This window comes from Psychromonas sp. KJ10-10 (assembly GCF_047323245.1).
In the GTDB taxonomy this organism is placed as follows: Bacteria; Pseudomonadota; Gammaproteobacteria; order Enterobacterales; family Psychromonadaceae; genus Psychromonas.
On sequence record NZ_CP178826.1, the window covers coordinates 515058 to 540666 of the forward strand.

Genomic DNA, 25609 nt, shown 5'->3' on the forward strand with positions numbered 1-25609 from the left:
TTAACTGCTTTTTATATTTCATTTTCACTATTAATTATATCGCAGTGGCTAGCACCTCTCTTTTTTTACAATAATAACGGGATGAAAAATGACAGCTAAAGATGAAGTATTAACTTCTTCAGCATATATCCAACATCACCTTACTAACGCAAAAATGTGTACGGTAGATGGTGATATTGCATTTAACTATGCTTGTTCGGATGCTGGTTTTTGGACTTGGCATATTGACTCACTCCTGTTTTCAGTTGGCTTAGGTGTTCTATTCTTGTTTACTTTTTACAAGGTTGGACAAAAAGCAACAAATGGTGTTCCAGGTAAACTTCAATGCTTCATCGAGATGGTGGTTGAGTTTGCTAATGATTCGGTTAAAGAGACTTTTCATGGTCGAAGCCCTCTTATTGCACCGTTAGCTCTTACAATTTTCATTTGGATTTTCTTAATGAATTTTATGGATCTAATTCCTGTTGACTTTATTCCAGAAGTCGCCAAGCAGTTATTAGGTATCCCTTATTTGAAAGTAGTACCAACAACCGATCTTAATATCACTTTTGGTTTATCTTTAAGTGTATTTGCATTGATTGTTTTTACTCTATCAAAATCAAAGGGGTGAGTGGTTTTGTAAAAGAACTTACTCTGCAACCTTTTAATCATTGGGCATTTATTCCAGTAAACTTTTTACTAGAAACAATCTCATTGATTGCGAAGCCGATTTCATTATCACTTCGTTTGTTTGGTAACCTGTACGCAGGTGAGTTGATCTTTATTCTGATTGCATTGATGCCTTGGTGGACGCAAGCGAGCACTTTCTGTGCCGTGGGCTATCTTCCATATTTTGGTTATCGTGCTACAGGCCTTTATATTTATGATGTTGACGATTGTTTACCTCAGTATGGCGCATGAAGATCACTAATTTTTTTAAAACAAAACTTTATTAATCAATTTCAATAACTAACACTTTTCGGAGAAAAAAATGGAAACTATTATCAGCTCTACGGCTATCGCTGTTGCACTTATGATCGGTCTTGTCGCATTTGGTACTGCTGTAGGTTTCGCTTTATTAGGTGGTAAATTCCTAGAAGCGACTGCTCGTCAGCCTGAATTAGGTCCTGCTTTACAAACTAAAATGTTCATCGTAGCTGGTCTACTAGATGCGATCTCTATGATTGCGGTTGGTGTTGCATTATTCTTTGTATTCGCAAACCCATTCCTAAGTCAGCTACCTGCGTAATACCGGATCTTAATTAACCTATATTATTAAGGAGCCGTTATGAATATCAACGCAACCCTATTAGGCCAAGCAATCGCATTCGCGTTTTTTGTTTGGTTCTGTATGAAATATGTGTGGTCGCCACTTATAGCGGCGATCGAAGAACGTCAGAAGAAAATTTCTGATGGTCTAACACAGGCTGAACGTGCAGGAAAAGATCTTGAGCTAGCAAAAGCTAAAGCTACTGAGCAACTCAAAGAAGCAAAAGTTAAAGTCGCTGAAATTGTTGAACTAGCTAATAAACGTGGTGCGCAAATAGTTGATGAAGCTAAAAGTGAAGGTGAAACTGAACGTAATAAAATTATTACGCAAGGAGAAGCTGAAATAGAAGCCGAACGCAACCGTGCACGCGAAGAGTTACGCCAACAAGTGGCTACTCTTGCAATTGCTGGTGCAGAAAAAATTATTAAGCGTACTATTGATAAAGACGCTAATAGCGACATTATTGATAAATTGGTTACTGAACTATAAGGATTGAGCTTATGTCTGAATTGACTACCGTAGCTCGTCCCTATGCAAGAGTCGCTTTTGAATTTGCTGTAGAAAACAAGTGTATAGATGCTTGGTCTGCAATGTTAAATTTTTCTGCTGAAGTGGTAAATAACCCCACTATGTCGGAAATTTTAGTACGTGAGACAACAGCAACAGAGTTAGTGAACCTGTTTATTAGTGTTTGTGATGGCCAACTCGATGAGCATGGACAGAACTTCATTAAAGTAATGGCTGAAAATGGACGTTTGAGCATTTTACCTAGCGTAGCTTTGCTCTTTTCTGAATTAGAAACTGCACAAAATATGGAGATTGACGTTGACGTTATATCTGCGTATGCACTTTCTGCAAAACAGAAAAGTGAAATAAGTGAATCGCTTGGAAAACGCCTCGCACGAAAAGTAAACCTAAATTGTAGTATTGATAAATCGCTGGTTGCCGGAATGGTAATTACAGCGGGTGATTTGGTGATTGATAGCAGTGCTATTGGTCAGTTAAAGCGTCTTTCAAATACTTTACAATCTTAATGGGAAATTAGCATGCAACTGAATTCCACTGAAATTAGCGATCTGATCAAGCAACGAATTGGAAAATTTGAAGCGGTAAGTGAAGCGCGAAATGAAGGTACAATCGTTTCTGTAAGCGATGGTATTATTCGCATCAACGGCCTTGCTGAGTGTATGCAAGGTGAAATGATCGAATTACCGAATGGCGACTTTGCTATGGCACTTAACCTTGAGCGTGACTCAGTAGGTGCAGTAGTAATGGGACCTTACCGTGACCTTAAAGAAGGTGAAAAGGTAAAATCTACTGGTCGTATTCTTGAAGTGCCTGTAGGTAAAGGTCTTCTTGGTCGAGTAGTTAACACAATGGGTGAGCCTATTGATGGTAAAGGCCCGATAGAAAATGATGGTTACTCGCCAATCGAAGTGATTGCACCTGGTGTAATCGATCGTAAATCAGTTGATCAACCTGTACAAACGGGCTGGAAATCAATTGACTCTATGATTCCAATCGGTCGTGGCCAACGTGAACTTATCATCGGTGACCGTCAAGTAGGTAAAACTGCTATCGCAATCGATGCAATCATTAACCAAAAATCAACTGGTTTATATTCGATCTACGTAGCAATTGGCCAAAAAGCGTCAACGATTGCAAACGTGGTACGTAAACTAGAAGAGCATGGCGCATTAGAAAATACTATCGTTGTTGTTGCATCTGCTTCTGAAGCGACTGCACTTCAATACCTAGCACCTTATGCTGGTTGTTCAATGGGTGAATACTTCCGTGATAACGGTGAAGATGCTCTTATTGTATATGATGATCTTTCTAAACAAGCTGTTGCTTATCGTCAAATATCATTATTGCTTAAACGTCCACCTGGTCGTGAAGCATACCCTGGTGATGTTTTCTACCTTCACTCGCGTCTACTTGAACGTGCATCTCGTGTTAGCGAGAACTACGTTGAAACCTTTACTAAAGGTGCAGTGAAAGGTAAAACAGGTTCATTAACCGCATTACCTATCATCGAAACACAAGCGGGCGATGTTTCGGCATTCGTACCGACTAACGTAATTTCTATTACTGATGGTCAGATATTCTTAACAACTGAACTATTCAATAATGGTGTTCGTCCAGCGGTTGATCCAGGTATTTCTGTATCACGTGTTGGTGGTGCTTGCTCAGTGTAAAGTAATTAAAAAGCTTTCTGGTGGTATTCGTACAGCACTAGCGCAATATCGTGAATTAGCGGCTGTTTGCACAGTTTGCATCTGATTTAGATGAAGCAACTCGTAAACAACTTGATCATGGTAAAAAAGTAACTGAATTAATGAAGCAAAAACAATATGCTCCTATGTCAGTTGTTGAACAAGCGTTATCACTATTTCGTCGCAGAGAAAGGCTTCTTAAACGATGTCGATGTTGAAAAAGTATTAGACTTTGAATCAGCACTTATCTCTTACGCTAAAAACGAGCATGCTGAATTTTATGCTCAAGTTAATGCATCTGGTGATTACAACAAAGAAATTGAAGGACAATTTAAGTCTCTTTTAGAATCTTTCGTTGCAACGCAAACCTGGTAATTAATTAACAACGTAAGTTGTTAATTATGCATTAATTAGGAGTTAGAGATGGCCGGCGATAAAGAAATTAGAAATAAGATCGCGAGTGTAAAAAATACTCAAAAGATCACTGGCGCCATGGAAATGGTTGCTCGCATCAAAGATGCGTCGTGCGCAAACGCGTATGTCTAGCAGTCTTTCCTATGCAGAAACAATGCGTAAAGTGATTGGTCATATCGCACTTGGTAAACTTGAATACAAACACCCTTATGTTCTTGAAAGAGAAATAAAGCGTGTTGGTTATATTGTCATTTCAAGTGATCGAGGTCTATGTGGTGGTTTAAATGTTAACTTGTTTAAAGCACTCATAAAAGAAATGAAAGCACACAGCGATGCTGGTGTAGAGGTTGATTTAACCGCTATCGGTTCTAAAGCAACCAGTTTCTTTGCTGGAGTAGGCGCTAACATCATTGCACAAACCACTGGTTTGGGTGATGCACCAAAAGTTGATGATTTAATCGGCTCGGTGAAAGTAATGTTAGATGCTTACGACGAAGGTAAACTTGATCGTTTATATGTAGTGAATAATAAATTCGTAAGTACCATGGTACAAGTACCGACTATCAATCAATTATTACCACTGCCAAAAGCAGAAGATGATGAAGCAGTCTCTTCACATACATGGGACTACATTTACGAAGGCAATGCCAAGACATTATTGGATACACTATTCGTACGTTATGTAGAGTCTCAAGTATATCAAGCAGTGGTTGAAAATTTAGCGTGTGAACAAGTTTCACGTATGATTGCAATGAAAGCCGCAACAGATAACGCAAGTGACTTGATTGATGATTTACAACTTGTTGCCAATAAAGCACGTCAAGTCTGCAATTACTCAGGAATTATCTGAGATTTGTGGTGGTGCGTACGCGGTATAAATAGAAACTAGATTTTAGAGGATCAGAGATGAGTTCAGGTAAAATCGTACAGATTATCGGCTCTGTTGTGGATGTTGAATTCCCACAATCAGAAGTACCGGGTATATACAGTGCTTTGAACGTCACTGCAAAGAACCTTACAATGGAAGTACAGCAACAAATTGGTGGCGGCGTTGTTCGTTGTATCGCCATGGGTGCTTCTGAAGGTTTAAGTCGTGGCTTAGAAGTAACTGATACAAAGAAAGCAATCACAGTACCTGTTGGTACGGCTACACTAGGCCGTATCATGAATGTATTGGGTGAGCCAATTGATGAGTGTGGCCCAGTTGATTCAACTGAACACTATGAGATTCACCGTGTTGCACCTTCTTATGAAGAGCAATCGGCATCAAATGAAACACTTGAAGTTGGTATCAAAGTTATCGACTTAATTTGTCCATTTGCGAAAGGTGGTAAAATCGGTCTGTTTGGTGGTGCTGGTGTTGGTAAAACAGTAAACATGATGGAACTTATCAATAACATCGCACTTAAACATTCAGGTTTATCTGTTTTTGCTGGTGTTGGTGAGCGTACTCGTGAAGGTAACGATTTCTATTTTGAAATGCAGGAAGCAGGCGTTGTAAACGTTGAAAAACCTGAATTATCAAAAGTAGCGATGGTTTACGGTCAAATGAATGAGCCACCAGGAAACCGTTTACGTGTTGCCCTAACTGGTTTGACAATGGCTGAGCGTTTCCGTGATGAAGGTAAAGACGTACTATTATTTGTTGATAACATCTACCGTTACACACTAGCGGGAACAGAAGTATCTGCACTATTAGGTCGTATGCCATCTGCCGTTGGTTACCAACCTACACTTGCTGAAGAAATGGGTGTTTTACAAGAGCGTATTACCTCTACTAAAACAGGTTCTATTACATCTATCCAAGCGGTATACGTACCTGCGGATGATATTACAGACCCATCACCAGCAACAACATTTGCTCACTTAGACGCAACAGTTGTACTTAACCGTAATATCGCATCTATGGGTCTATACCCTGCGATTGACCCGTTAGATTCATCTTCACGTCAACTTGACCCATTAGTTGTTGGTCAAGAGCATTACGATGTAGCACGTGGCGTACAAGGTATTTTACAGCGTTATAAAGAGCTTAAAGATATCATTGCTATTCTAGGTATGGATGAGCTTTCTGAAGAAGATAAGCAAATCGTATCTCGTGCACGTAAAGTTGAGAAGTTCCTTACTCAACCTTACCATGTAGCAGAAGTATTTACAGGTGACCCAGGTATCTACGTTCCACTTAAAGACACATTAGCTGGCTTTAAAGGCTTAATCGCCGGTGATTACGATGATATTCCTGAGCAAGCGTTCCTATACGTAGGTGCAATTGAAGAAGCTGTTGAAAACGCTAAAAAAATGTAACAGCGGGAGTTTATTATGGCTAGAGCAATGACCACACATTTAGATGTTGTAAGTGCAGAAACGTCTCTATTTTCAGGACGAGTTTCACACTTATCAGTATCAGGTCAAGAAGGTGAATTAGGTATTATGCCTGGTCACACACCCTTGTTAACAGCAATTAAACCAGGAATGGTTCAATTGGTTAAACAAGATGGTGGCGAAGAAGTCATTTATATCTCAGGTGGTTTTCTTGAAGTACAACCACGCGGTGTAACTGTATTAGCTGATACTGCTATTCGAGGTCAAGATCTTGATCAAGCAAAAGCATTAGAAGCTGAGCGAGTCGCTAAAGAGCAATTATCAAGTCCTAATAAAGATATTGATTTTGCTAAAGTTACAGCACAACTTGCACAAGCTGTTGCACAATTACGTGCTATTAAGTTAACACGTAAGTAGAGATTTAAACTTTCGTTAAAAAGGCGACCTTAGGGTCGCCTTTTTTGTTTGAAAAACAATCGTTTAAACAAGTTAATACAAAATATAGTGATTTTTAGTTTTTTATTTAATGATGTTTTGTTATTGTATTGTTAAGCATATTTATCATAATGATTAAATTTATGTGAACATAACTAATAATAAAAAGGATCAATTATCATGAAAAAGCTAATCGCAGTAGCGACAATCTCTTTATTACCATTTACAAATGCAATGGCTGACCAAGATATCGGTTGTGGTTTAGGTTCTATGGTTTTTGCTGGTCAAGAAGGCAAAGTATTTAAAGTACTTGGTGCAACAACAAACGGCACTTCAGGTAACCAAACTTTTGGTATTACTTTTGGGACATTAGGTTGTGATGGAACAGGTACCGTTACTTCATCAGCTAAATTAGCACTATTTATTGATGGTAATATGGATAACCTAGCACGTGATATCTCTAAAGGCGAAGGTGAAACATTGTCTACCCTTGCTGAAGTTTGGGGTATTGCAGAACAAGATCAAACTACATTCAATGAAATTACACAGGCAAACTTTTCTGAAGTATTTACCTCTGAAAATGTAACCTCACAAGTTGTTTTAGAAAATCTAAACAACTTAATGGCGACAAACGTTGAGCTTGCGAGCTACACGTTATAATTTATTAGTCTATTTAACTAAAATAGTCGATAAAGCCCCTATTTTTGGGGCTTTTTTATTTTGAGAATTATGAACATAAATAAAAAGATTATAGTACTCTTATTTTTCTGCTTACCAGTTTCAGTATTTGCTTCAGTTAATACAATAGCAAATTTGTCTGAGCATAATTATTGGTTACAACTTGGGCATTATAGAGAAGCTATTTTAACAGATTGGAAAAGTGAAATAGATAGTGAAGCGTTTTTCCTTGATGAACGGGGTAAAGTTGATCCCTATGCCGAGTTACAAGCGACAGTTAATGCTTTTAACGGCATTGGTTTAACGATACAAGCAAGGGAACAAATAATATGTCGATTCCCTGCTCGCTATAAATGGTTAAAAAATAAAATAGAAAACAATTGGTTAGATATAAATTGCCCTGAATTTGAAAAGTGGCAGTCTGTTATTAACCCAAAGGGGATCACTTTAGTTTTTCCGACCGCTTTCATGAATAACCCTTCTTCAATGTTTGGTCATACTCTGTTAAGAATTGATACAAAAAATCAGACTCGTAATAAAGAATTAGTCGCCTTTGCGGTTAATTTTGCGGCACAACCTGATGTACAAGATAACGCGACAACCTATGCTTTTAAAGGTTTAGTTGGCCAATATCCTGGCTATTTTTCATTAATGCCTTATTACAAAAAAGTGCGCGAATATAATGATTTAGAATCACGTGACATTTGGGAATATAAACTCAATTTAACTTCTGAAGAAGTATATTTGGTATTGTTACATCTATGGGAATTACAAAACGCTCGTTTCGATTATTATTTTATTGATGAAAATTGCTCCTATCAACTACTTGCATTATTACAACTTGCCCGTGAAAATCTTGATTTAACCAGTGCTTTTAACTTACATGTCATCCCATCTGATACTGTGGCCACTTTAAGAGATAACGAACTGTTACAAGAACCAAATTACCGCCCTGCTTTTGGCACTAAATTATTTCATTATTCGCGAGCAAATGACAGATCATAATTTACAAATTGTTGCAGATATTAAAGATGGTAAACAAATTGATTTATCGGTTTTTGATGATCCACAAAAAGTGGCTATTTTAGAAATGGCCTATGAATGGTTAAACTTTGAATTTTATGATCAAGGATTAAGCCGTGCGGATATAGCACCAAGATTAACGAAGTTATTAATAAAACGAAGTAAAATAAAAGCACCTTCCCTTTTACATCACCTATTGCACCTGAGGTGAGCCCTGAATTGGGACATTCATCTGCACGCATAGGTTTATCTGTTAATCATTATGAAGACAATGAAGCGCGTTATAGTCTTTCTTATCGGCTTGCTTATCATGATTTATTAGATAAACCGGCTGGTTTTATTGCTGGTGCACAAATAAGTTTTTTAGATATTGAAGCGAGTATTAATGAATCTGTCGCTTCGTATATTGAACGCTTTTATTTAATTGATGCAATGTCATTAGCACCAGATAATCGAATATTCACCAATTGGTCCTGGAATATCCGATCAGGTTATGATCGTCAAAATGCTATATCGAAGCGGAGTGGTCGTTGGTTTTCTCAGGCAGGATATGGAAAATCAGTCGGAACCCAAACGGCTTACATAGCTATTTACTCGGCTCTTTTGAAATTAATACTGGGGATATTGTTGATAATGCTTTAACACTTGGTTTAGGCACTGAATTAGGCTCAGTTTGGCAAGTAAATGCTGATAATAAAGTTGCATTAACTGCTAATATTATTTGGTTAGTTGATAGCGATGTTGACCATCATAGTCAATTAAATGCTATTTGGAATTGGGCTTTTGAAACAGATTGGGCTTTACGTAGTAAAATTACCCATCAACAGTGGCATAAAGAGGAATTCTCTGAGGCGACTAACTTTATTTCGTTACTTTTAAAGCATCGTATTTAGATAATTTATTTAGCCAGTTAGGTAATTCCTCTCTGCCTTTTACAGATATTTTATAAACACCACGTTCTACTTTTTCAAACCAACCATAATAATCTTTTTGTAAATAGCCACTGGCTTGCTCTTCGCCAATGGCTTTTTTTATTTCTGCACCTTTTGCTGTTGGATGAGTTAATAAATATTCAGCGACACGAATACAGCGTTGTCGATAAGCGGTTAAACCGGCTTTAGCACGTGTTGCTCCGCCTTTCTGAGTATCACCTATACGTTGGTTAAATTCTTTAAGTAACGCATCTTGTTTACGCTTATTTTTACGCGGAATGTAATCCTGAGGGTCAAATACAACCTCTACATATTGTGAGGTTGTTTGTATATCAACGATGATTAAACCTATGCCTAATCGTTTAATCAGTTTTTTAACCTGTTTGCCTTGTTTTCGATACAAAGAGCATTGCTTGGGTATCGCAATATAAACAATATCAGCAACAGAAAAACGCTCAACAGCTTGTAATAATAAAGTGATATTAAGGTTTAGTTTTAATTCAATGACGATTAATTGATCGCCCTTTTGAGCGACAATATCACAGTTTTTTATCTCCCCTTTTACTTCAAATCCTAAATTTTCTAAGTGATTTTTGATAGGAATATAGAGATCGCTTTCTTGTATCTTCAGTTTAGTTGGCATTTTTAATATCTGGTTTAATGTAAAAGTGAATAGTATGCATAATTTTACTATTACGAGCTTTAATTATTTATGTTTATGATCTGCAAACAAGACATACTATCTCAACTTTAACTGTTTAGTGGCATAGATGCGCTTGTATAGGTATAATATCTTTCAATTTTTTATAAATAACTCGAAGCCTAAATCATGCAAAAATTCGATACAAAAACATTCCAAGGGCTGATTCTTGCGTTGCAAGATTTCTGGGCTCGTCAAGGTACGCGCAATCGTGCAACCACTCGATATGGAAGTGGGTGCAGGTACATTCCACCCGCAAACATTTTTACGTTCAATTGGTCCTGAGCCGATGAGCAGTGCTTACGTTCAACCTTGTCGTCGACCGACAGATGGTCGTTACGGTGAAAACCCTAATCGCTTACAACATTATTACCAATTTCAGGTGGTGTTAAAACCATCGCCAAAAAACATTCAAGAACTTTATCTTAAGTCTCTTGAAGAAATTGGTATTGATACTTCTATTCATGATATTCGTTTTGTTGAAGACAACTGGGAATCGCCAACTCTAGGTGCTTGGGGTCTTGGTTGGGAAATTTGGTTAAACGGTATGGAAGTAACACAATTTACTTATTTCCAACAGGTTGGTGGATTAGAGTGTTCTCCAGTGACTGGTGAAATTACTTACGGTATCGAACGTCTTGCAATGTATGTTCAAGATGTTGATAGTGTTTATGACCTAGTATGGACAGATGGTCCAATGGGTAAACTGACTTATGGTGATATATTCCATCAAAACGAGGTTGAACAATCAACTTACAACTTCGAGCATGCTGATGTAGATGCTTTATTTGCTCAATTTGATCACTGTGAAAAAGAAAGTCAAAAATTAATTGAAGCTGGTTTACCTCTTCCGGCTTACGAGCAAGTAATGAAGGCATCGCATGTATTTAATTTATTAGACGCACGCCATGCAATCTCTGTGACTGAACGTCAGCGCTATATTTTACGCGTGCGTACATTATCAAAAGCGGTTGCTGAAGCTTATTATGCGAAGCGTGAAGCGCTTGGTTTCCCACTTTGTAAAAATTTAGAGAAGTAGAGGTCGCTAATGTCAAATCAATCACAATCATCACAAGAAAATTTATTGATTGAACTGGGAACGGAAGAGTTACCACCAAAATCATTACGACAACTTGCAGAGTCTTTTGCTAGTAATGTTGAAGCAGAATTAACTAAAGCTGACCTTCAATTTGAAAAAATAAACTGGTTAGCTTCTCCAAGACGTTTGGCGCTAGTTATTACTAACTTACATGCTTCTCAAGCTGATAAAATTGTTGAAAAGCGTGGGCCAGCTATCAGTGTCGCTTTCGATACTGAAGGTAACCCTACCAAAGCCGCGCAGGGTTGGGCTCGTTCGAATGGTATTTCTGTAGAAGAAGCTGAACGTTTAGTTACAGATAAAGGTGAATGGTTACTTTTTAAAGCTGAACTTAAAGGCAAACAGGTTGCAGAATTAATCCCTACTATTGCTTGCTGATGCACTTGCTAAATTACCTATTCCAAAACCAATGCGTTGGGGAGCGACAGCAACACAATTTATTCGCCCTAGTTCATACTGTATGTATGTTATTTGGTAGTCAGCTTATTCCGGGTGAATTACTAGGTGTTGAGTCTAGTCGTGTTATCAGAGGGCATCGTTTCCTTGGTGAAGAAGAATTAACCATCCAACATGCTAATGAATATGAATCATTACTTGATAATACAGGTAAAGTTATTGTTGATTATGAACGCCGTAAAGCGATAATTCGTGAGCAAGTTGAAGCGGTTGTCGCACATGAACATGGTGTTGCTCGCAATCGATGAAGCTTTACTCGAAGAAGTAACTTCTCTAGTTGAATGGCCTGTTACTTTAGCCGGTTCATTTGATGAAAAGTTCTTAGATGTGCCATCTGAAGCGCTTATCTATACCATGAAAGATCATCAAAAATACTTTCCGGTATTAGATAAAGAAGGTAATTTATTACCTCGATTTATTTTTGTTTCAAACATTGTAAGCCGAGATCCTGCGCAGGTAATTGAAGGGAATGAAAAAGTAGTACGCCCTCGTTTAGCAGATGCAGAATTCTTTTTTGAAACAGATAAAAAGAAAACTTTAGAAAGTCGTTTAGAGTCTTTATCAACTGTATTATTCCAAAAGCAACTTGGTACGTTAAAAGAGAAATCAGAACGTATTGCTAATATTGCCAAAGATATTGCTCAGCAAATAGATGCAGATGTAAATCATGCACAGCGTGCTGGTTTGCTTTCAAAAACCGATTTAATGACTGAAATGGTATTAGAGTGTCCTGATGTACAGGGCATTATGGGCATGTATTATGCGCGTTTTGATGGTGAAGCTGAAGAAGTTGCTGTTGCTTTAAATGAACAATACTTACCACGCTTTGCTGGTGACAAATTACCAACTTCATTAGTTGCCTGTGCCGTTTCTTTAGCTGATAAACTTGATACGCTGGTGGGTATTTTTGGAATAGGCCAAGCCCCTAAAGGTGTCGCTGACCCATTCGCTCTTCGTCGTGCTCGCGATTGGTTTATTACGTATAATTAAAGATAAAGAACTTGATTTAGATATTGTTGAATTAGTTGAAATTGCTAAATCACATTACGCTGATAAATTAACTAATGATGATGTTGCAAATGAAGTTGTTGAGTTTTTATTCGCACGTTTCCCTGCTACTTACCAGGCAAATGGATTTTCGCCAGAGTTAATTCAATCTGTGTTGGATCGTCGCCCTACTAAACCAGTAGATTTTGAAAAACGTATTCAAGCAGTTGCTAAGTTCCAACAACTACCTGAAGCAGAACCTATTGCGCGGCTAATAAACGTATTTCAAATATTCTTGCTAAGGTAAGTGAAGAATTAAATGCAAATGTAGATAGTGCTTTACTTGAAGATGATGCAGAAAAAGCATTAGCTGAAAAATTAGCCTCTCTAGAAAGCATTCTAAGCCCTTTATTTGAAGTCGGAGACTACGAGTCAGCCTTGCTTGAACTCGCTTCTCTACGTGAGCCTGTGGACCAATTTTTCGATAATGTGATGGTAATGACAGATAATGTCGAAATTAAACAGAATCGTTTAGCTTTGTTAAACCGTTTACGTAATTTATTTTTACAAGTGGCTGATGTTTCTGTTTTGTAAATATAACTATCTATCATAAAATAGTTTATTAAAAAGCTCAGTTTTTAACTGAGCTTTTTTGTTTCACGTGAAACAATTTGAAAATTAATATAAGCCACAATTTTATAAATGAACAAACTCGCCCATTACTACCTTTAGTTTAAAATCCAAAAATGCTATTAAATATTTAATCAATTACAAACAATATTGTAATTTTTTACTGGTCGAATATAAGCTCAACAAATAAAAATTACTTGTTTATAAAAATCTATAATTTCTAAACGCTAATGTTTAAACGCATTTATTGTTCTAAGTACAATTAGTTTTCAATAGAATTTTTACTTATTAAATTTTTTGTTCAGCGTTATTGTTATTATTTCGAGTAGCTTATTGGCAATTATACTGCAGACTTGTTTGATGATTTATATTGCCAGTTATTTCTCATGAATAGGATAGAATTTCAAATTCTTCTAATAATTATGTTTTTTAGCGCAGTCATAATGTAATTATTTATGTCCTTAAGAATTGAAATATAGAACTAAGTATAAAAAGCAAAATCACCGTTATTATTAATATTTGCTCTACTTACTAGCTTTATAACAGATCATTTAATTTGTTCTAATATCTCTTTTAACCATGTTTTTTTATTATGAAATAGAAGAGGATCATGCTCCCCTTTTATTCTTACTCTTACTCTTACTCTTATTCTTATTCTTATTCTTATTATGTCATGTTGGTAATGTAAAACTAATTTCGGAATAAGTCAGTTTATGTTTCTTACATTAAATTGTTTTCTGTAAAACTCTTTTACCAATTCACAAAATGATTTTGAATTCGAGGCTCTAAGTATCTTATGTTTAATTTTTATAGTGGATTATGTGTTTGTTATAATCTTAGGTTTGGCAATTTATATAACTTATCATCTCATTGAGTCTGTAAATACTTTGCAAAATTATTTAATTTTATAATAAATATATTTGCTGTTTTACATGGTGACGAATGGGTTATTAAAGTTTATTTTAGTATAAATTGAATAGAGTATTTGGTCAGATATCTCACCTATTGTTAATGCATATAATATTTATTTTGAAGGGATAAACTTAACTGCTTTCTTAATTTACCTGTTCACTGGTTTTACTTATAAGAAGTTTAAAACCATTGTAGATTCTATTTTATTGCCACTACTGTCGTTTTATCCGATTAATGTTCAGCATTGGATTAATGACTATGTGTAAATAGTAGTTATTATTTTAATTAATAGCACTGACTTAATATTTTGTTTTCAAATTTAATATGATGCTTTTTTCCTACAGAAAAAACTATTTATGTAGATACTTATTAGAGATTGGTATAATCAACAAACCACGGATTTGTTTGTTTCACGTGAAACATCCATTCATTTTAATATTAAATTATAAAAGGAGCTTAAGTGCCCTATTCAGTTTTTGGTAACAAATTTACAAAGCATTCTGGTATTACAGAATTAATGGATGATTTAAATGCTGGTGTTAAAGGTGGTGACGATATTTTAATGCTAGGAGGTGGGAATCCGGCTTCAATTCCAGAAATTCAACAACGTTTAAATAAACTAATACAAGAATTATTAGATCAAGGTAAGTTAATTGATACCTTATCTAACTACGATGGCCCGCAGGGTAAAAATAGTTTTATTGATGCTTTAGCTGAATTATTTAACGACTTATATGACTGGGGACTTAGTGGCGAAAATATAATGCTTACTAATGGCAGTCAGAATGCTTTCTTTTATTTATTTAATCTTTTAGGTGGAAATTTTAGCGAAGGAAAAAGCAAAAAAATTCTATTTCCACTAGCCCCTGAATATATTGGTTATGCAGATGCGAGTGTTTCTGAAGATGCATTTGTTGCAGTTAGACCTAAAATAAATGAGTTAAATAATGGTTTATTTAAATATAGTGTCGACTTTGATGCTATAAAAATTGATAAAGATATTGGTGCTATTTGTGTTTCAAGACCAACAAACCCAACAGGTAATGTTTTAACCGATGATGAAATTGTTCATTTGGATCAACTAGCTCAAAATAATAATATACCTTTAATTATTGATAATGCTTACGGCACCCCTTTCCCAAATATTATATTCGAAGATGTAAAACCTTTTTGGAATAAAAACACTATTCTATGCTTAAGTCTTTCAAAGTTTGGCTTACCAGGCGCACGCTGTGGAATTGTAATAGCTAATTCAAAAATCATTAAAGCCATGTCTAATCTATCTGGCATTATGGCTCTTTCACCTGGTGGTATAGGCCCTGAAATTGTCTTACCTCTTGTTAAAACCAAAGAGATATTAAAACTTAGTAATGAAGTCATTAAACCTTTCTATTTAAAGAAATCTCAAAAGGCTATTCGTTTATTACAGGATAAAATTAGATCTGAAAACATGCGTATACACAAAGCTGAAGGTGCTTTATTTTTATGGATTTGGTTTAAAGATTTACCTATTACTTCTAGTGAGCTATACAAACGCTTAAAGGAAAAAGGTTTATTAATTGTTTCTGGGCATTATTTCTTTCCTGGTTTAGAGCAAAGCTGGCAACATACACAAGAATGTATACGTCTTAATTATGCACAGGATGATGATGTTGTTGAACGTGGTATTAATATATTAGCAAATGAAATTAATGATCTTTATGCCCTGTAATTAAATATTCAAATTCGTTGTTTCATGTGAAATACTTTATATATTAATTTGAAAAATTAGAGAGTTTCACGTGAAACAATTAAGGAAAATCAGATGAAAGAAGATTTTAAAATTGATGGTAAAAATATTGTTGAATTTATAAAGTCGAGAACGATTGTTTTAGAAAATAAAAACAACAATCTAATTTTTGATTTTCCCCTATTTTGGTTCTTAATAGCGATGCTTTTTCTTTCTGGTGTGATTATTATTGCAGTAATTATTTGCTTAGCATTAGGCTGTAAAGTTAGTTTAGTTGATATGAACGATGATGGATTAAGTTAAATTCATATATTTATTTTAAACAGTTAATTAGATTCTGATGGAAATTATTTTTGTTCGACATGGCAAACCTTTATATTCACCTTTACCATTTTGGTTAAATGCAAAGGAATTTGAATGTTGGCTTCGTGAATATCAAATAAGTCAGATTGATGTTAATTCGCTTCCATGTGATTATCTTTGTAAACTGATGGAAAATAGCCTTATTATCTCAAGCAATTTAAATAGAGCTAAGCATTCTGCTAATATCGCAATATACAAATCTAAGATTAAAAATACTCAACCAGTACAAAGTTTCTGTTTATTGGATGAAGTACATATTCCCTATTTTATACCCGTTACCATTCAAGATGCAAAGTTCAGCAAGTTGTGAGGTGAGTAGATTCTAGGCGGAAAGTTGAAGATCTAACTGGTTCAATCAATACTTTCTAACAACGAAGATGCTTGCCTCACAGCTTGCCCTACAGGTCGCTAGCTCGAAAAGCAATTCTGCTTGCAACATTCGATAAGGGCTAGCCATTGTCGTCATATTGCGCCTTGCCTTGCTGTCCGAGCTGGCGACTGAATAAAGCATCTCGATTGGTAACGGGTATAATATTCCATTAAAAATGCCTTTAACATTGTGGCTAGGGATAAATCGTTTTTTATGGTTTGTTGGAATGCATGGCAATGTAGAATCTTTTAAACAAGCTAGGCATAGATCAAACTTAATGGTGAATGAATTATTAAGTTTAGTTGAAAACAATAAAAAGATAGTTATATTTGGTCACGGTCTAATGAATCGGTTTATTTATTATCGTTTAATTAAACTTGGTTGGACTAACGTAAAAAGAGCCAATAGAAATCATTATTGGTCCTTTCAAGTCATACACAAATAATCAAAAAATCTATTTTGTTTCACGTGAAACAATATTTACATGTAAATTTAAATTTACAATTTTTCTAGCAATAATAGTTTATTGGATGGAGAAGAAACTTAAATTAAACCGCAAAAAATAGAGTCAAAAACTATTCCTGATTTCTTCTCTAATTAAATGAGCATAAAGCTACTCTAACGAAGAGTTATGCGAAAGTGAAGATATCGTATTAAGAGAACTTTTAAACTCGTTAGAATAGCGAATATTTAACACTTTTTAGTGTGTCTTATTGAGTTGAGGATGAAATTTACAAAAATAAAATAAAAAATGTTTAAGCTACTACAGCTAAACATTAGAGAATTAATTTTTTAATTGTATAACCAAGTTGTTTAGTACTTCACTTATCTCTTTAATTTTGAGACTCGATTCATCAATGTCTTTTATATTGCCACTGACTTCTTTAGTATTTTGATCGATGATCTGAGTGTTGTTTGCGACTTCTTTGATTGTTGCAGACTGTTCTTCAGTAGCTGAGGCAATGCTATTGTTATAGGCATAAATAGAATCGATGATAGATGCGACAGATCTTAATTCTTGTTGAACAGCTAAACTGTGCTCTGCACAGTCATTAGCAACCTCACTTTGTTGAAGAACATAATCATTTGCTTGTTTTGCTGTTGCTACAAGTTGATCAATAATTGTTTGAATTTCATCGGTTGATTGTGAGGTTCTAATCGCAAGTGCTCGTACTTCATCAGCAACAACAGCGAATCCTCTGCCCTAGTTCTCCAGCTCTTGCAACCTCGATAGGCGCATTTAATGCTAGTAGATTAGTTTGTTGAGAAACATTATTTATTACATCTAAAACATTATTAATTGAATAAGTATCACTACTTAATTTTTCTACTAACTTGCTTAAGGAAAGAATATTATCTGCAAGCAATTGCGTTTTTTCTGTTTCAATAGCTAAAGCTTGTCCTGCTTTAGTAACTAATTTAACAGCATTATCAGTTTCCTGGCAGGTATCTACAGCATTTTTAGTAACATCATTAAATGAATTTGATAATTGAGTTATTGAAACACTTACTAATTCTGTTTGTTGACGTTGTAATTGAGTACTTTGTGTAGCTTGCTGTGTTCGTTGTTGTAGATCTTGGCTAGCCGTTAATGCTTGTTGTGATTGTTTTTGTAATGAAGTAGTTAACTCTTTAAGGTAATTTAATAACCGTGTACTTCTATCGCTAACAGTATTTATTTCTAAAAGTTTACTTTTAACAACTAATGGCTGACTAAAATCGCCAGCTGTTAGTGCATCAAAAAAGGGTGATAACTTGCCAATAAATACTATTGTTTTTAATTGTAACAGGGTAGAAATAACCATTAGTATTAAAAATATTAATAGTGAAACAATACCGATTAATTGCACCTTTTGAGTTATTTGTTGTTTTTGTATATCTACTATCGTTGCGAATAAAGCAACACTCTGAGTGAGTTCACTGAGGCTTTCAGATAAAAATTTTCTACTAATATCGACAGCTATTAAGTTGTTATCAGTATTTGATAGCTCTTTAGGGTAACGATTCGTTAAACTACGAAGACCACTAATATTTTCCTCTGCTAAATCTATCGTTTCTGGTTCACCAAAACTAAACTCATCTACTTCTGTCGTTTCAAAAACTTCTAAACTGGGGTACGTTTGTATATCTTCGATTTGTATTTTAAGTGCATCATTTTCATTAATTAGAAATGATTTAAGTTCGTTATTATTATTTTGTAAATAGCGTTCTCTTAAGTTGGCTATTTGTTGTAATGCTTGGCTAATTTTAAGTAATTGTGTTTGATAACGTATTTTTACAACATTGGAAACCTGAGATTTTGCGACTAATTGCATTAATGAATCAATTGTTCCATGGCGCTCCATTTCATTGTTAACTAATAAGAATGAAGGATTTGCGGCAAGTTTACCTGCTTGCTCTTGTTTTTGAATAGCATCTTCAAGTTTTTCTATACCAGATACAAAATCATCTTTTTGTAACTGTTTTAACCAAGTTATGTTTTGTTCTTTTAGTAGTTTTAACTGATTTTCTGCTTCTAATAATCGAGTGGTATCACCAGATCCTAAATACTGTTCTAGTGAAAGTGCAATATCTGTTTCTAATTTATTTTTAATTGAATGATAGGATTGGTTTATTTGATAAGGTTTGTCCATTTCTTGCCATGCCCAGACAATAAAGGCACTAATAAATAAAAGTAAAAGCGTAATACTAGCAGTCAGTGTTTTTGTGAGAAATTTTATTGATAACATGACAAAGATAATAAACCTATAGAATGAATTATAAACAAATTATAGGTTTGATATATGACAGAAATAAGACAAATAATTATTACTGTCATATTTTCCAGAAGAAACATCTAATTAAAAATGAAAGTTAAGTCAATAAAAACAGTGGGTTATGTTTTAATTTATATTTTTTGTTAAAACTTATATTAAATTAGGTATAAAAAAACCAGCATAATTGCTGGTTTTTAATATCAATAAAATCAGACAATTAAATGTCTAAATTTTCAACTCGTAATGCATTATCTTCGATAAAGTTTCGACGAGGTTCTACATGATCACCCATTAGTGTGCTGAATAATTGGTCTGCACCAACAGCATCTTCAATACGCACTTGTAACATATGACGTGTTTCTGGATCCATGGTTGTATCACAAAGCTGGTCAGGATTCATTTCTCCTAATCCTTTATAGCGTTGAATATAAAGGCCTCGTTTAGATTCATTCATCAACCAATTAACTGCCTCAATAAAGTGGCTTATTTCGCGTTTACGCTCACCTCGTTGGATATAAGCACCCTCTTCTAGCAAGCCACTTATTTCCGCACCAACAGATGCAACAGATTTATAACCATCAGAGCCAAAGTATTCTTCGTCAAAAACAAAGTCATTTTCAACTCCATGTTTACGAATAGTAAATATGATGTCGTTACTTAACTCATCTTCAGATTGCGTTGTATCAGCACTGTAAATAGTCCCTTCAAAGTCTTCTGCATTTAATGTTTCAACAACATCATTTGCCCAGGCTTTGGCTGTTTCTTTATCTGCTAACTGCTCTGTTGTTAACATAGGCTTATAAATAAGCTTATCTAAGATAACTGATGGATAACGTCGTTTTAAACGTTTAATCGTTTCCTGAACGTTACGGTAGCGTTGAATCAAACCTTCTAGGGCAACACCTGAAATACCTGGTGCATCTTGGTTAACATGTAACGATGAGTTTTCCATTGCTAATGTTGTTAAGTAAGTTTGTAATTCTAATTCGTCTTTAACATAGGTTTCTTGTTTACCTTTTTTCACTTTATACAGTGGTGGTTGGGCAATATAAACATAACCATTTTCAATTAACTCAGGCATTTGACGATAAAAGAAGGTTAATAGAAGTGTACGAATGTGAGAACCATCGACATCGGCATCGGTCATGATAATAATGCGATGATAACGGGTTTTCTCTGGGTTATATTCGTCACGACCAATACCACAACCTAACGCTGTGATTAAAGTTGCAACTTCCTGAGAAGATAACATTTTGTCGAAGCGTGCTTTTTCTACATTAAGAATTTTACCCTTAAGTGGTAAAATTGCTTGGTTTTTACGGTTACGTCCCTGCTTAGCACTACCGCCAGCAGAGTCCCCTTCCACAATATAGAGTTCTGAAAGCGCGGGATCTTTTTCTTGGCAATCTGCAAGTTTACCCGGTAAACCAGCTAAATCTAATGCACCTTTACGACGCGTCATATCACGAGCTTTACGTGCGACTTCACGTGCGCGTCTCGCATCAATTATTTTAGAGGTAATAATCTTAGCTTCTGTTGGGTTTTCAAGTAAGAAGTCTTGTAGATTTTCACCCATTGCACTTTCAACCACTGGGCGAACTTCAGAAGACACTAAACGGTCTTTTGTTTGTGATGAGAACTTAGGATCAGGTACTTTAACAGAAATAACAGCTGTTAAACCTTCACGTGAATCTCCACCTTCTGTCGTGGTTTTGTTTTTAGCATTTTTAACTTTGGCTAGTTCTTTTTCCATGTAAGCATTTAGCGTACGTGTCAAACCACCACGGAAACCTGTTAAATGTGCACCACCGTCTCGTTGTGGAATATTATTGGTAAAGCAATAAATATTTTCTTGGAAACCATCATTCCATTGCATTGCAACTTCAACACTGATGTCATCAGCTTCAGTTGTGAAATGGAATATTTTCTGATGAACAGCGGTTTTATTTTTGTTTAAGTATTCGATAAAAGACTGTAAACCACCTTCATAACAAAAGTGTTCAGATTTATCCTCTTCACGTTTATCAATTAGTTTGATTGATACACCTGAGTTTAAGAAGGATAACTCGCGTAGTTTTTTAGCAAGAATATCGTAATGGAAAAGAACGTCTGAGAAGGTTTCTTCACTTGGCCAAAAACGAATTTCTGTCCCGGTGTTTTCTGATTCACCGATAACAGCAAGTGGTGCTTCAGGTACCCCATGAACATAAGTTTGTTGATGTATTTTACCGTGACGCTTAACCGTTAAGCGTAGTTTTTTAGACAGTGCGTTTACAACAGAAACACCTACACCGTGTAAACCACCTGATACTTTGTATGAGTTATCATCAAACTTACCACCAGCATGTAATACTGTCATGATAACCTCGGTCGCTGATACCCCTTCTTCTTTATGGATATCAACAGGAATACCACGACCGTCATCACGTACAGAGACACTACCATCGCTATGGATTGTTGTGATGATATCACTACAGTGGCCAGCTAAAGCTTCGTCAATTGAGTTATCTAGGATCTCAAACACCATGTGGTGTAGTCCTGTACCATCATCGGTATCACCAATATACATACCTGGGCGTTTTCGTACAGCATCTAACCCTTTTAGTACTTTAATACTTGACGAATCATAACTATTTTCAGTCATAAAGCTTTCACCTATTAGTTTTAAAATTGTTCTGTAATCTGGCCGTGTTCCACGTGGAACACGCTATGTTTTTGTGTAAATAGTTTATCAATATTATCAGGATCAATAACGCTTATAAACAGCTGTGCGCCTGACTCTGCAATATGTTTTGCTAATATTTGTTGTTTAGTTTGATCAAGCTCTGAACTAAAATCATCTATTAGAAAAATACACTGTTTTTTGTCGATACTATTAAGAAATAACCCCTGCGCTAACTGCAAAGCATAAATAAATAATTTCAATTGCCCACGAGATAAAACATCAGCAACTGGATAACCATCAATTTTAAAGCGAATATCCGCTTTTTGTGGCCCAGAAGTTGTGTAACCTAATTGGTTATCACGGGTAAAATTGTCAAACAAATAATCTGCTAAGGGTTTATTCTGTTTATCCCAACCACAAAAAAATTGACAACTAATATCAAAGTCCGGCAAAAAGTCTTTTAAGGTTGTTTTTACCAAGGGTAATAACAACTCGAAATAAGATAGTCGTTGTTCACTAAGCTTTTCACTTAAAAGACAAAGTTCATTATCCCATATTTGCAACTCGTTGTACGTTTTACATTGCTTTAAAGCGAGCATTACGTTGCTTTAAAAGTCGTTTTATTCGAGCCCAGTTGTGATAAAAATTAGGATCATGATAAAAAACACCCCAATCAAGAAAAGCGCGTCTATTTTTAGGGCTACCTGAGAGCAAGGTGCTACTTTCTGGGGTAATTAATTGTATGGGTAAATAATGGGTCAGGTTAGCAAGTTTTTTAGAAACAGCGCCATTTATCTTTAATAGAGAGTCACCATTTTTAGATTTTTGTAGACCGATTGGTGTTGCTAAACCCTGCTGTTGTATTTCACTAAAAAGGGTAAATTCTTTGTGTTCATGTTGAACAATACGACTTGTTAAATGACTGCGAAAAGATCGCCCTAACCCTAAAAAGTAGATGGCTTCCAAAAAGGATGTTTTTCCACTTCCATTTTGGCCAACAATGAAGTTTATTTTATTGTTAAAAGTTAGGTTAGCACTATTAATATTTCGGAATTGATGAATGACTAATTTATTAAGTGACATCAAACAACTCCGTTATATTGTGAGTGTTTATTGAGGTTAAATAACAACAAGTAGAACGATCGGTTTCAAAAGGAATTTGAATTACAAACGCATTGGCATTAATACATATAGTGAGTCATCACTGTCAGTAGACTCTATTAATGTACTATGATCTGAACTGCTAAGGGTTATTTTTATTTGTTCGCTTTTTAAAGTATTTAAAACGTCTAATACGTAACTAACATTAAAGCCTATTTCCAATGCTTCGGATTGATAATTGACATCAATATATTCCTCAGCTTCTTCTCGTTCAGGGTTATTCGCTGTAATTTGCAGTAAGTTTTCCGATAAGGTTAAGCGAACACCACGAAACTTTTCATTGGATAAAATAGTCGCACGAGTAAAGGCTTGTTTGAGTGATTCACGATCTGCAAATAATTCCTTATCACCATTACGTGGAATAACACGTTTATAATCAGGAAAACGACCATCAACCAGTTTTGTTGTAAAGATAAAGCCACCTATAATAGCGCGTAAGTTATTCTGCCCTATTTGTAACGTGACGTTCTCTTGTTCATTATCAAGTAGTTTAACAAGCTCTAATACGCCCTTTCGTGGCACGATAATAGACTGCATTTCATAGTTTTGTGGCAATGTTATTGCTGAAGAAGCTAAACGGTGTCCATCGGTTGCGACACTTCGTAAGTAATTATCACTGATTTCGAAATACATGCCATTTAGGTAATAACGAACATCCTGGCTAGCCATTGCAAATTGAGTAAACTCGATTAACTTTTTAAACTCGCCTTGCATAACAGTTAATTCAAGTAGGCTTTTCCAAGATTCAATATTTGGAAAATCAATTGCTGGCAATGATGATAGTAAGTAACGACTACGCCCAGAACGTATGGTTACTTTGTCATTTTTTACTTCAAAAGTTATTTCACAGGGATCAGATAGACCACGACAAATATCTAATAACTTACGAGCAGGAACAGTTATTTGACCCTCTTCACAGGGTTGTTGCAAAGGAATTTGAGTAATCAATTCAACTTCTAAGTCTGTGCCTGTTAAGCTTAATAAACCCTGTTTCACTTCAATTAATATATTTGCCATGATAGGTAAAGCAGGACGACCGCCAGCGACAGAACCAACCACTAATTGCAACGGACGTAAAAACGCATCTCGTGATATTGAAAATTTCATTTATTTAATACCTTACATCGATAATGTGCGTATCAAGATTTTGTAGTCTTCTTGAATATCATTGTTTTCACTACGCAACTCGGCAACTTTACGACAAGCGTGTAATACCGTTGTATGATCACGACCACCAAATGCTTCGCCAATTTCAGGCAAACTATGTTGGGTTAACTCTTTTGCTAATGCCATAGCTATCTGACGTGGACGAGCAACAGTACGAGTACGACGCTTAGAAGCCATATCTGAAATTTTAATACGGTAATGTTCAGCCACTATTTTTTGAATATTATCGATAGTGGTTTGCTTAGTATGTACTGCTAACATATCGCGCAGTGCATCCTGTACCAAAGAAATAGTAATGTCTTGACCGGTAAATTGCGCTTTTGCAGATATATTAGCAATTGCACCTTCTAATACTCTAACATCGGTAATGGTTAAACGCTTGGCAATAAAGAAAGCAACATCATCGGGTAAGGTTAGTCCACGCTCTTCTGCTTTACTAATTAAGATAGCAACACGAGTCTCTAATTCAGGCGGATCAATTGGGATAGAAAGTCCCCAACCAAAACGCGTACGCAGTCGTTCATCAATGCCTTCAATTTCCTTAGGGAAACGGTCACTGGTTAAAATAACCTGTTGATGTCCGTCTAACATAGAGTTAAAGGTTTGGAATAGTACTTCCTGAGAACGTTCTTTACCGGCAAAGAAATGAATATCGTCAATTAATAACGCATCAAGTGAAGCATAATAGTCTTTAAATTGTTCAATGGTATTATTACGGATAGAGTTAATCATATCCTGTACAAAACGTTCTGAACGAATATATACCACTTTACTGTCAGGGTTTTCTGCCACAATTGAATTACCAACTGCGTGTAATAAATGCGTTTTACCTAAACCTGGATGAGCATAAAGGAAAAGTGGGTTATAAACACCACCTGGATTTTCTGCTATTTGTTGTGTTGTTGCTATCGCAAAGTTATTTGATTTTCCTTCAACAAAGTTGTCAAAGGTGAAACGTTTAATCAAATTACTTTTATGAGCAATAGTCTCAGGTTTATTTTGCCCCTGCCAAGGATGAAAAGCATTTGCTTGTGTTGTTGCCGTGGCAGGCGTTTCTGGTGTGACATCAGCTGTTTCTGGTTTTCCGACTAACAAACGGATCTGAATGCTACTATTAGGATCTTCAATTTGTGCCAATAGCTTAATTTTAGACTCTATAATCTCCATAAAGTTGTTGCGCACCCAATCACTTGTAAACTTGTTTGGGGAATAGAGAGAAAGAACTGAATTGCTGTATCCGGCCTGTAATGGTCGCAACCATGTACTGAAGTCACTCTTTGACAATTCTTCTTTTAATTGTGCTAGGCACTCTTGCCAAATTGCGAGGGACATGACTAACTCCAGT

General features: G+C 35.6%; 21 protein-coding genes and 5 pseudogenes. 18 read left to right on the plus strand and 8 right to left on the minus strand.

Annotation, left to right across the window (positions count from 1 at the left end; genetic code table 11):
• Positions 1–88: 88 nt before the first annotated feature.
• From atpB to ACLKMH_RS03045, 12 genes and pseudogenes are all read left to right on the plus strand, one after another.
• Positions 89–910, plus strand: a pseudogene (atpB, locus tag ACLKMH_RS02990) (F0F1 ATP synthase subunit A).
• A 60-nt stretch (positions 911–970) separates the two neighbouring features.
• Positions 971–1228: a F0F1 ATP synthase subunit C gene (gene atpE, locus ACLKMH_RS02995; protein ID WP_413700805.1), complete on the plus strand. Its 258-nt coding sequence runs from the start codon at positions 971–973 to the stop codon at positions 1226–1228.
• 39 nt (positions 1229–1267) lie between these two features.
• Positions 1268–1738 (plus strand): F0F1 ATP synthase subunit B, encoded by a 471-nt coding sequence (gene atpF / locus ACLKMH_RS03000; RefSeq protein ID WP_413700806.1) that lies wholly within the window; start codon positions 1268–1270, stop codon positions 1736–1738.
• Between the two features lie 11 nt (positions 1739–1749).
• Entirely contained in the window at positions 1750–2283 is a 534-nt protein-coding gene (atpH, locus tag ACLKMH_RS03005; protein WP_413700807.1) for a F0F1 ATP synthase subunit delta, read from the plus strand.
• A gap of 12 nt (positions 2284–2295) precedes the next feature.
• Positions 2296–3840: pseudogene (gene atpA / locus ACLKMH_RS03010) on the plus strand (F0F1 ATP synthase subunit alpha).
• 48 nt (positions 3841–3888) lie between these two features.
• Positions 3889–4757 (plus strand): annotated as a pseudogene (gene atpG / locus ACLKMH_RS03015) (F0F1 ATP synthase subunit gamma).
• Between the two features lie 28 nt (positions 4758–4785).
• Positions 4786–6183 carry a F0F1 ATP synthase subunit beta gene (gene atpD, locus ACLKMH_RS03020; RefSeq protein WP_413700808.1) on the plus strand — a complete coding sequence of 466 codons (1398 nt, stop codon included), beginning with the start codon at positions 4786–4788 and terminating at the stop codon, positions 6181–6183.
• 15 nt (positions 6184–6198) lie between these two features.
• The gene (locus ACLKMH_RS03025; RefSeq protein ID WP_413700809.1) at positions 6199–6618 is read left to right on the plus strand and encodes a F0F1 ATP synthase subunit epsilon; all 420 of its coding nucleotides are present in this window, start codon (positions 6199–6201) and stop codon (positions 6616–6618) included.
• Positions 6619–6816: 198 nt separating this feature from the next.
• Positions 6817–7296 (plus strand): DUF3015 domain-containing protein, encoded by a 480-nt coding sequence (locus ACLKMH_RS03030; protein ID WP_413700810.1) that lies wholly within the window; start codon positions 6817–6819, stop codon positions 7294–7296.
• A gap of 153 nt (positions 7297–7449) precedes the next feature.
• Complete coding sequence (locus ACLKMH_RS03035; protein WP_413700811.1) at positions 7450–8319, plus strand: DUF4105 domain-containing protein; 870 nt, start codon at positions 7450–7452, stop codon at positions 8317–8319.
• Positions 8306–8548 carry a hypothetical protein gene (locus ACLKMH_RS03040; RefSeq protein WP_413700812.1) on the plus strand — a complete coding sequence of 81 codons (243 nt, stop codon included), beginning with the start codon at positions 8306–8308 and terminating at the stop codon, positions 8546–8548. The genes ACLKMH_RS03035 and ACLKMH_RS03040 overlap by 14 nt, the downstream gene beginning before the upstream one ends.
• Before the next feature lie 319 nt (positions 8549–8867).
• Positions 8868–9230, plus strand: coding sequence for a hypothetical protein (locus ACLKMH_RS03045; RefSeq protein ID WP_413700813.1), 363 nt, complete (start codon positions 8868–8870; stop codon positions 9228–9230).
• Here the strand turns inward: ACLKMH_RS03045 and ACLKMH_RS03050 are convergent.
• Positions 9199–9912 (minus strand): DUF2161 domain-containing phosphodiesterase, encoded by a 714-nt coding sequence (locus ACLKMH_RS03050; RefSeq protein WP_413700814.1) that lies wholly within the window; start codon positions 9910–9912, stop codon positions 9199–9201. The two genes, ACLKMH_RS03045 and ACLKMH_RS03050, sit on opposite strands and share 32 nt — an antisense overlap.
• Before the next feature lie 186 nt (positions 9913–10098).
• Between ACLKMH_RS03050 and glyQ the strand changes: the two are divergent.
• The 6 genes and pseudogenes from glyQ (at position 10099) to ACLKMH_RS03080 (ending at position 16960) form a co-directional block, all read left to right on the plus strand.
• Positions 10099–11008, plus strand: a pseudogene (gene glyQ / locus ACLKMH_RS03055) (glycine--tRNA ligase subunit alpha).
• 9 nt (positions 11009–11017) lie between these two features.
• Positions 11018–13105, plus strand: a pseudogene (glyS, locus tag ACLKMH_RS03060) (glycine--tRNA ligase subunit beta).
• A gap of 1408 nt (positions 13106–14513) precedes the next feature.
• Positions 14514–15764, plus strand: a complete 1251-nt coding sequence (locus tag ACLKMH_RS03065) for a valine--pyruvate transaminase (RefSeq protein ID WP_413700815.1) — start codon at positions 14514–14516, stop codon at positions 15762–15764.
• A gap of 93 nt (positions 15765–15857) precedes the next feature.
• Entirely contained in the window at positions 15858–16085 is a 228-nt protein-coding gene (locus ACLKMH_RS03070; protein ID WP_413700816.1) for a hypothetical protein, read from the plus strand.
• A gap of 37 nt (positions 16086–16122) precedes the next feature.
• A complete protein-coding gene (locus ACLKMH_RS03075) occupies positions 16123–16455 on the plus strand; it encodes a hypothetical protein (protein WP_413700817.1) in 333 nt (110 codons plus the stop codon).
• 286 nt (positions 16456–16741) lie between these two features.
• The gene (locus ACLKMH_RS03080) at positions 16742–16960 is read left to right on the plus strand and encodes a histidine phosphatase family protein (protein WP_413700818.1); all 219 of its coding nucleotides are present in this window, start codon (positions 16742–16744) and stop codon (positions 16958–16960) included.
• A 339-nt stretch (positions 16961–17299) separates the two neighbouring features.
• On the opposite strand, the gene ACLKMH_RS03085 is transcribed toward ACLKMH_RS03080, so the two are convergent.
• The 7 genes from ACLKMH_RS03085 to dnaA form a co-directional block, all read right to left on the minus strand.
• Positions 17300–17674: a hypothetical protein gene (locus ACLKMH_RS03085; protein WP_413702244.1), complete on the minus strand. Its 375-nt coding sequence runs from the start codon at positions 17672–17674 to the stop codon at positions 17300–17302.
• Positions 17675–17693: 19 nt separating this feature from the next.
• Positions 17694–19148, minus strand: a complete 1455-nt coding sequence (locus ACLKMH_RS03090) for a methyl-accepting chemotaxis protein (protein WP_413700819.1) — start codon at positions 19146–19148, stop codon at positions 17694–17696.
• A 340-nt stretch (positions 19149–19488) separates the two neighbouring features.
• Positions 19489–21915, minus strand: a complete 2427-nt coding sequence (gene gyrB / locus ACLKMH_RS03095; protein ID WP_413700820.1) for a DNA topoisomerase (ATP-hydrolyzing) subunit B — start codon at positions 21913–21915, stop codon at positions 19489–19491.
• A gap of 20 nt (positions 21916–21935) precedes the next feature.
• Positions 21936–22535 (minus strand): hypothetical protein, encoded by a 600-nt coding sequence (locus ACLKMH_RS03100; RefSeq protein WP_413700821.1) that lies wholly within the window; start codon positions 22533–22535, stop codon positions 21936–21938.
• Positions 22513–23019 (minus strand): DNA replication/repair protein RecF, encoded by a 507-nt coding sequence (gene recF / locus ACLKMH_RS03105; RefSeq protein WP_413700822.1) that lies wholly within the window; start codon positions 23017–23019, stop codon positions 22513–22515. The genes ACLKMH_RS03100 and recF overlap by 23 nt, the downstream gene beginning before the upstream one ends.
• Positions 23020–23100: 81 nt before the next feature.
• On the minus strand, positions 23101–24204 hold the full coding sequence (gene dnaN / locus ACLKMH_RS03110; protein ID WP_413700823.1) for a DNA polymerase III subunit beta: 1104 nt from the start codon (positions 24202–24204) through the stop codon (positions 23101–23103).
• 12 nt (positions 24205–24216) lie between these two features.
• Entirely contained in the window at positions 24217–25596 is a 1380-nt protein-coding gene (gene dnaA / locus ACLKMH_RS03115; protein ID WP_413700824.1) for a chromosomal replication initiator protein DnaA, read from the minus strand.
• Between the last annotated feature and the right edge of the window lie 13 nt (positions 25597–25609).

Coding starts and splice junctions, on each gene's coding strand:
- atpE (WP_413700805.1), top strand. CDS start 971: ATGGAAACTATTATCAGCTCTACGGCTATCGCTGTTGCACTTATGATC.
- atpF (WP_413700806.1), top strand. CDS start 1,268: ATGAATATCAACGCAACCCTATTAGGCCAAGCAATCGCATTCGCGTTT.
- atpH (WP_413700807.1), top strand. CDS start 1,750: ATGTCTGAATTGACTACCGTAGCTCGTCCCTATGCAAGAGTCGCTTTT.
- atpD (WP_413700808.1), top strand. CDS start 4,786: ATGAGTTCAGGTAAAATCGTACAGATTATCGGCTCTGTTGTGGATGTT.
- ACLKMH_RS03025 (WP_413700809.1), top strand. CDS start 6,199: ATGGCTAGAGCAATGACCACACATTTAGATGTTGTAAGTGCAGAAACG.
- ACLKMH_RS03030 (WP_413700810.1), top strand. CDS start 6,817: ATGAAAAAGCTAATCGCAGTAGCGACAATCTCTTTATTACCATTTACA.
- ACLKMH_RS03040 (WP_413700812.1), top strand. CDS start 8,306: ATGACAGATCATAATTTACAAATTGTTGCAGATATTAAAGATGGTAAA.
- ACLKMH_RS03050 (WP_413700814.1), bottom strand. CDS start 9,912: ATGCCAACTAAACTGAAGATACAAGAAAGCGATCTCTATATTCCTATC.
- ACLKMH_RS03070 (WP_413700816.1), top strand. CDS start 15,858: ATGAAAGAAGATTTTAAAATTGATGGTAAAAATATTGTTGAATTTATA.
- ACLKMH_RS03075 (WP_413700817.1), top strand. CDS start 16,123: ATGGAAATTATTTTTGTTCGACATGGCAAACCTTTATATTCACCTTTA.
- ACLKMH_RS03080 (WP_413700818.1), top strand. CDS start 16,742: ATGCATGGCAATGTAGAATCTTTTAAACAAGCTAGGCATAGATCAAAC.
- ACLKMH_RS03090 (WP_413700819.1), bottom strand. CDS start 19,148: ATGGACAAACCTTATCAAATAAACCAATCCTATCATTCAATTAAAAAT.
- gyrB (WP_413700820.1), bottom strand. CDS start 21,915: ATGACTGAAAATAGTTATGATTCGTCAAGTATTAAAGTACTAAAAGGG.
- ACLKMH_RS03100 (WP_413700821.1), bottom strand. CDS start 22,535: ATGCTCGCTTTAAAGCAATGTAAAACGTACAACGAGTTGCAAATATGG.
- recF (WP_413700822.1), bottom strand. CDS start 23,019: ATGTCACTTAATAAATTAGTCATTCATCAATTCCGAAATATTAATAGT.
- dnaN (WP_413700823.1), bottom strand. CDS start 24,204: ATGAAATTTTCAATATCACGAGATGCGTTTTTACGTCCGTTGCAATTA.
- dnaA (WP_413700824.1), bottom strand. CDS start 25,596: ATGTCCCTCGCAATTTGGCAAGAGTGCCTAGCACAATTAAAAGAAGAA.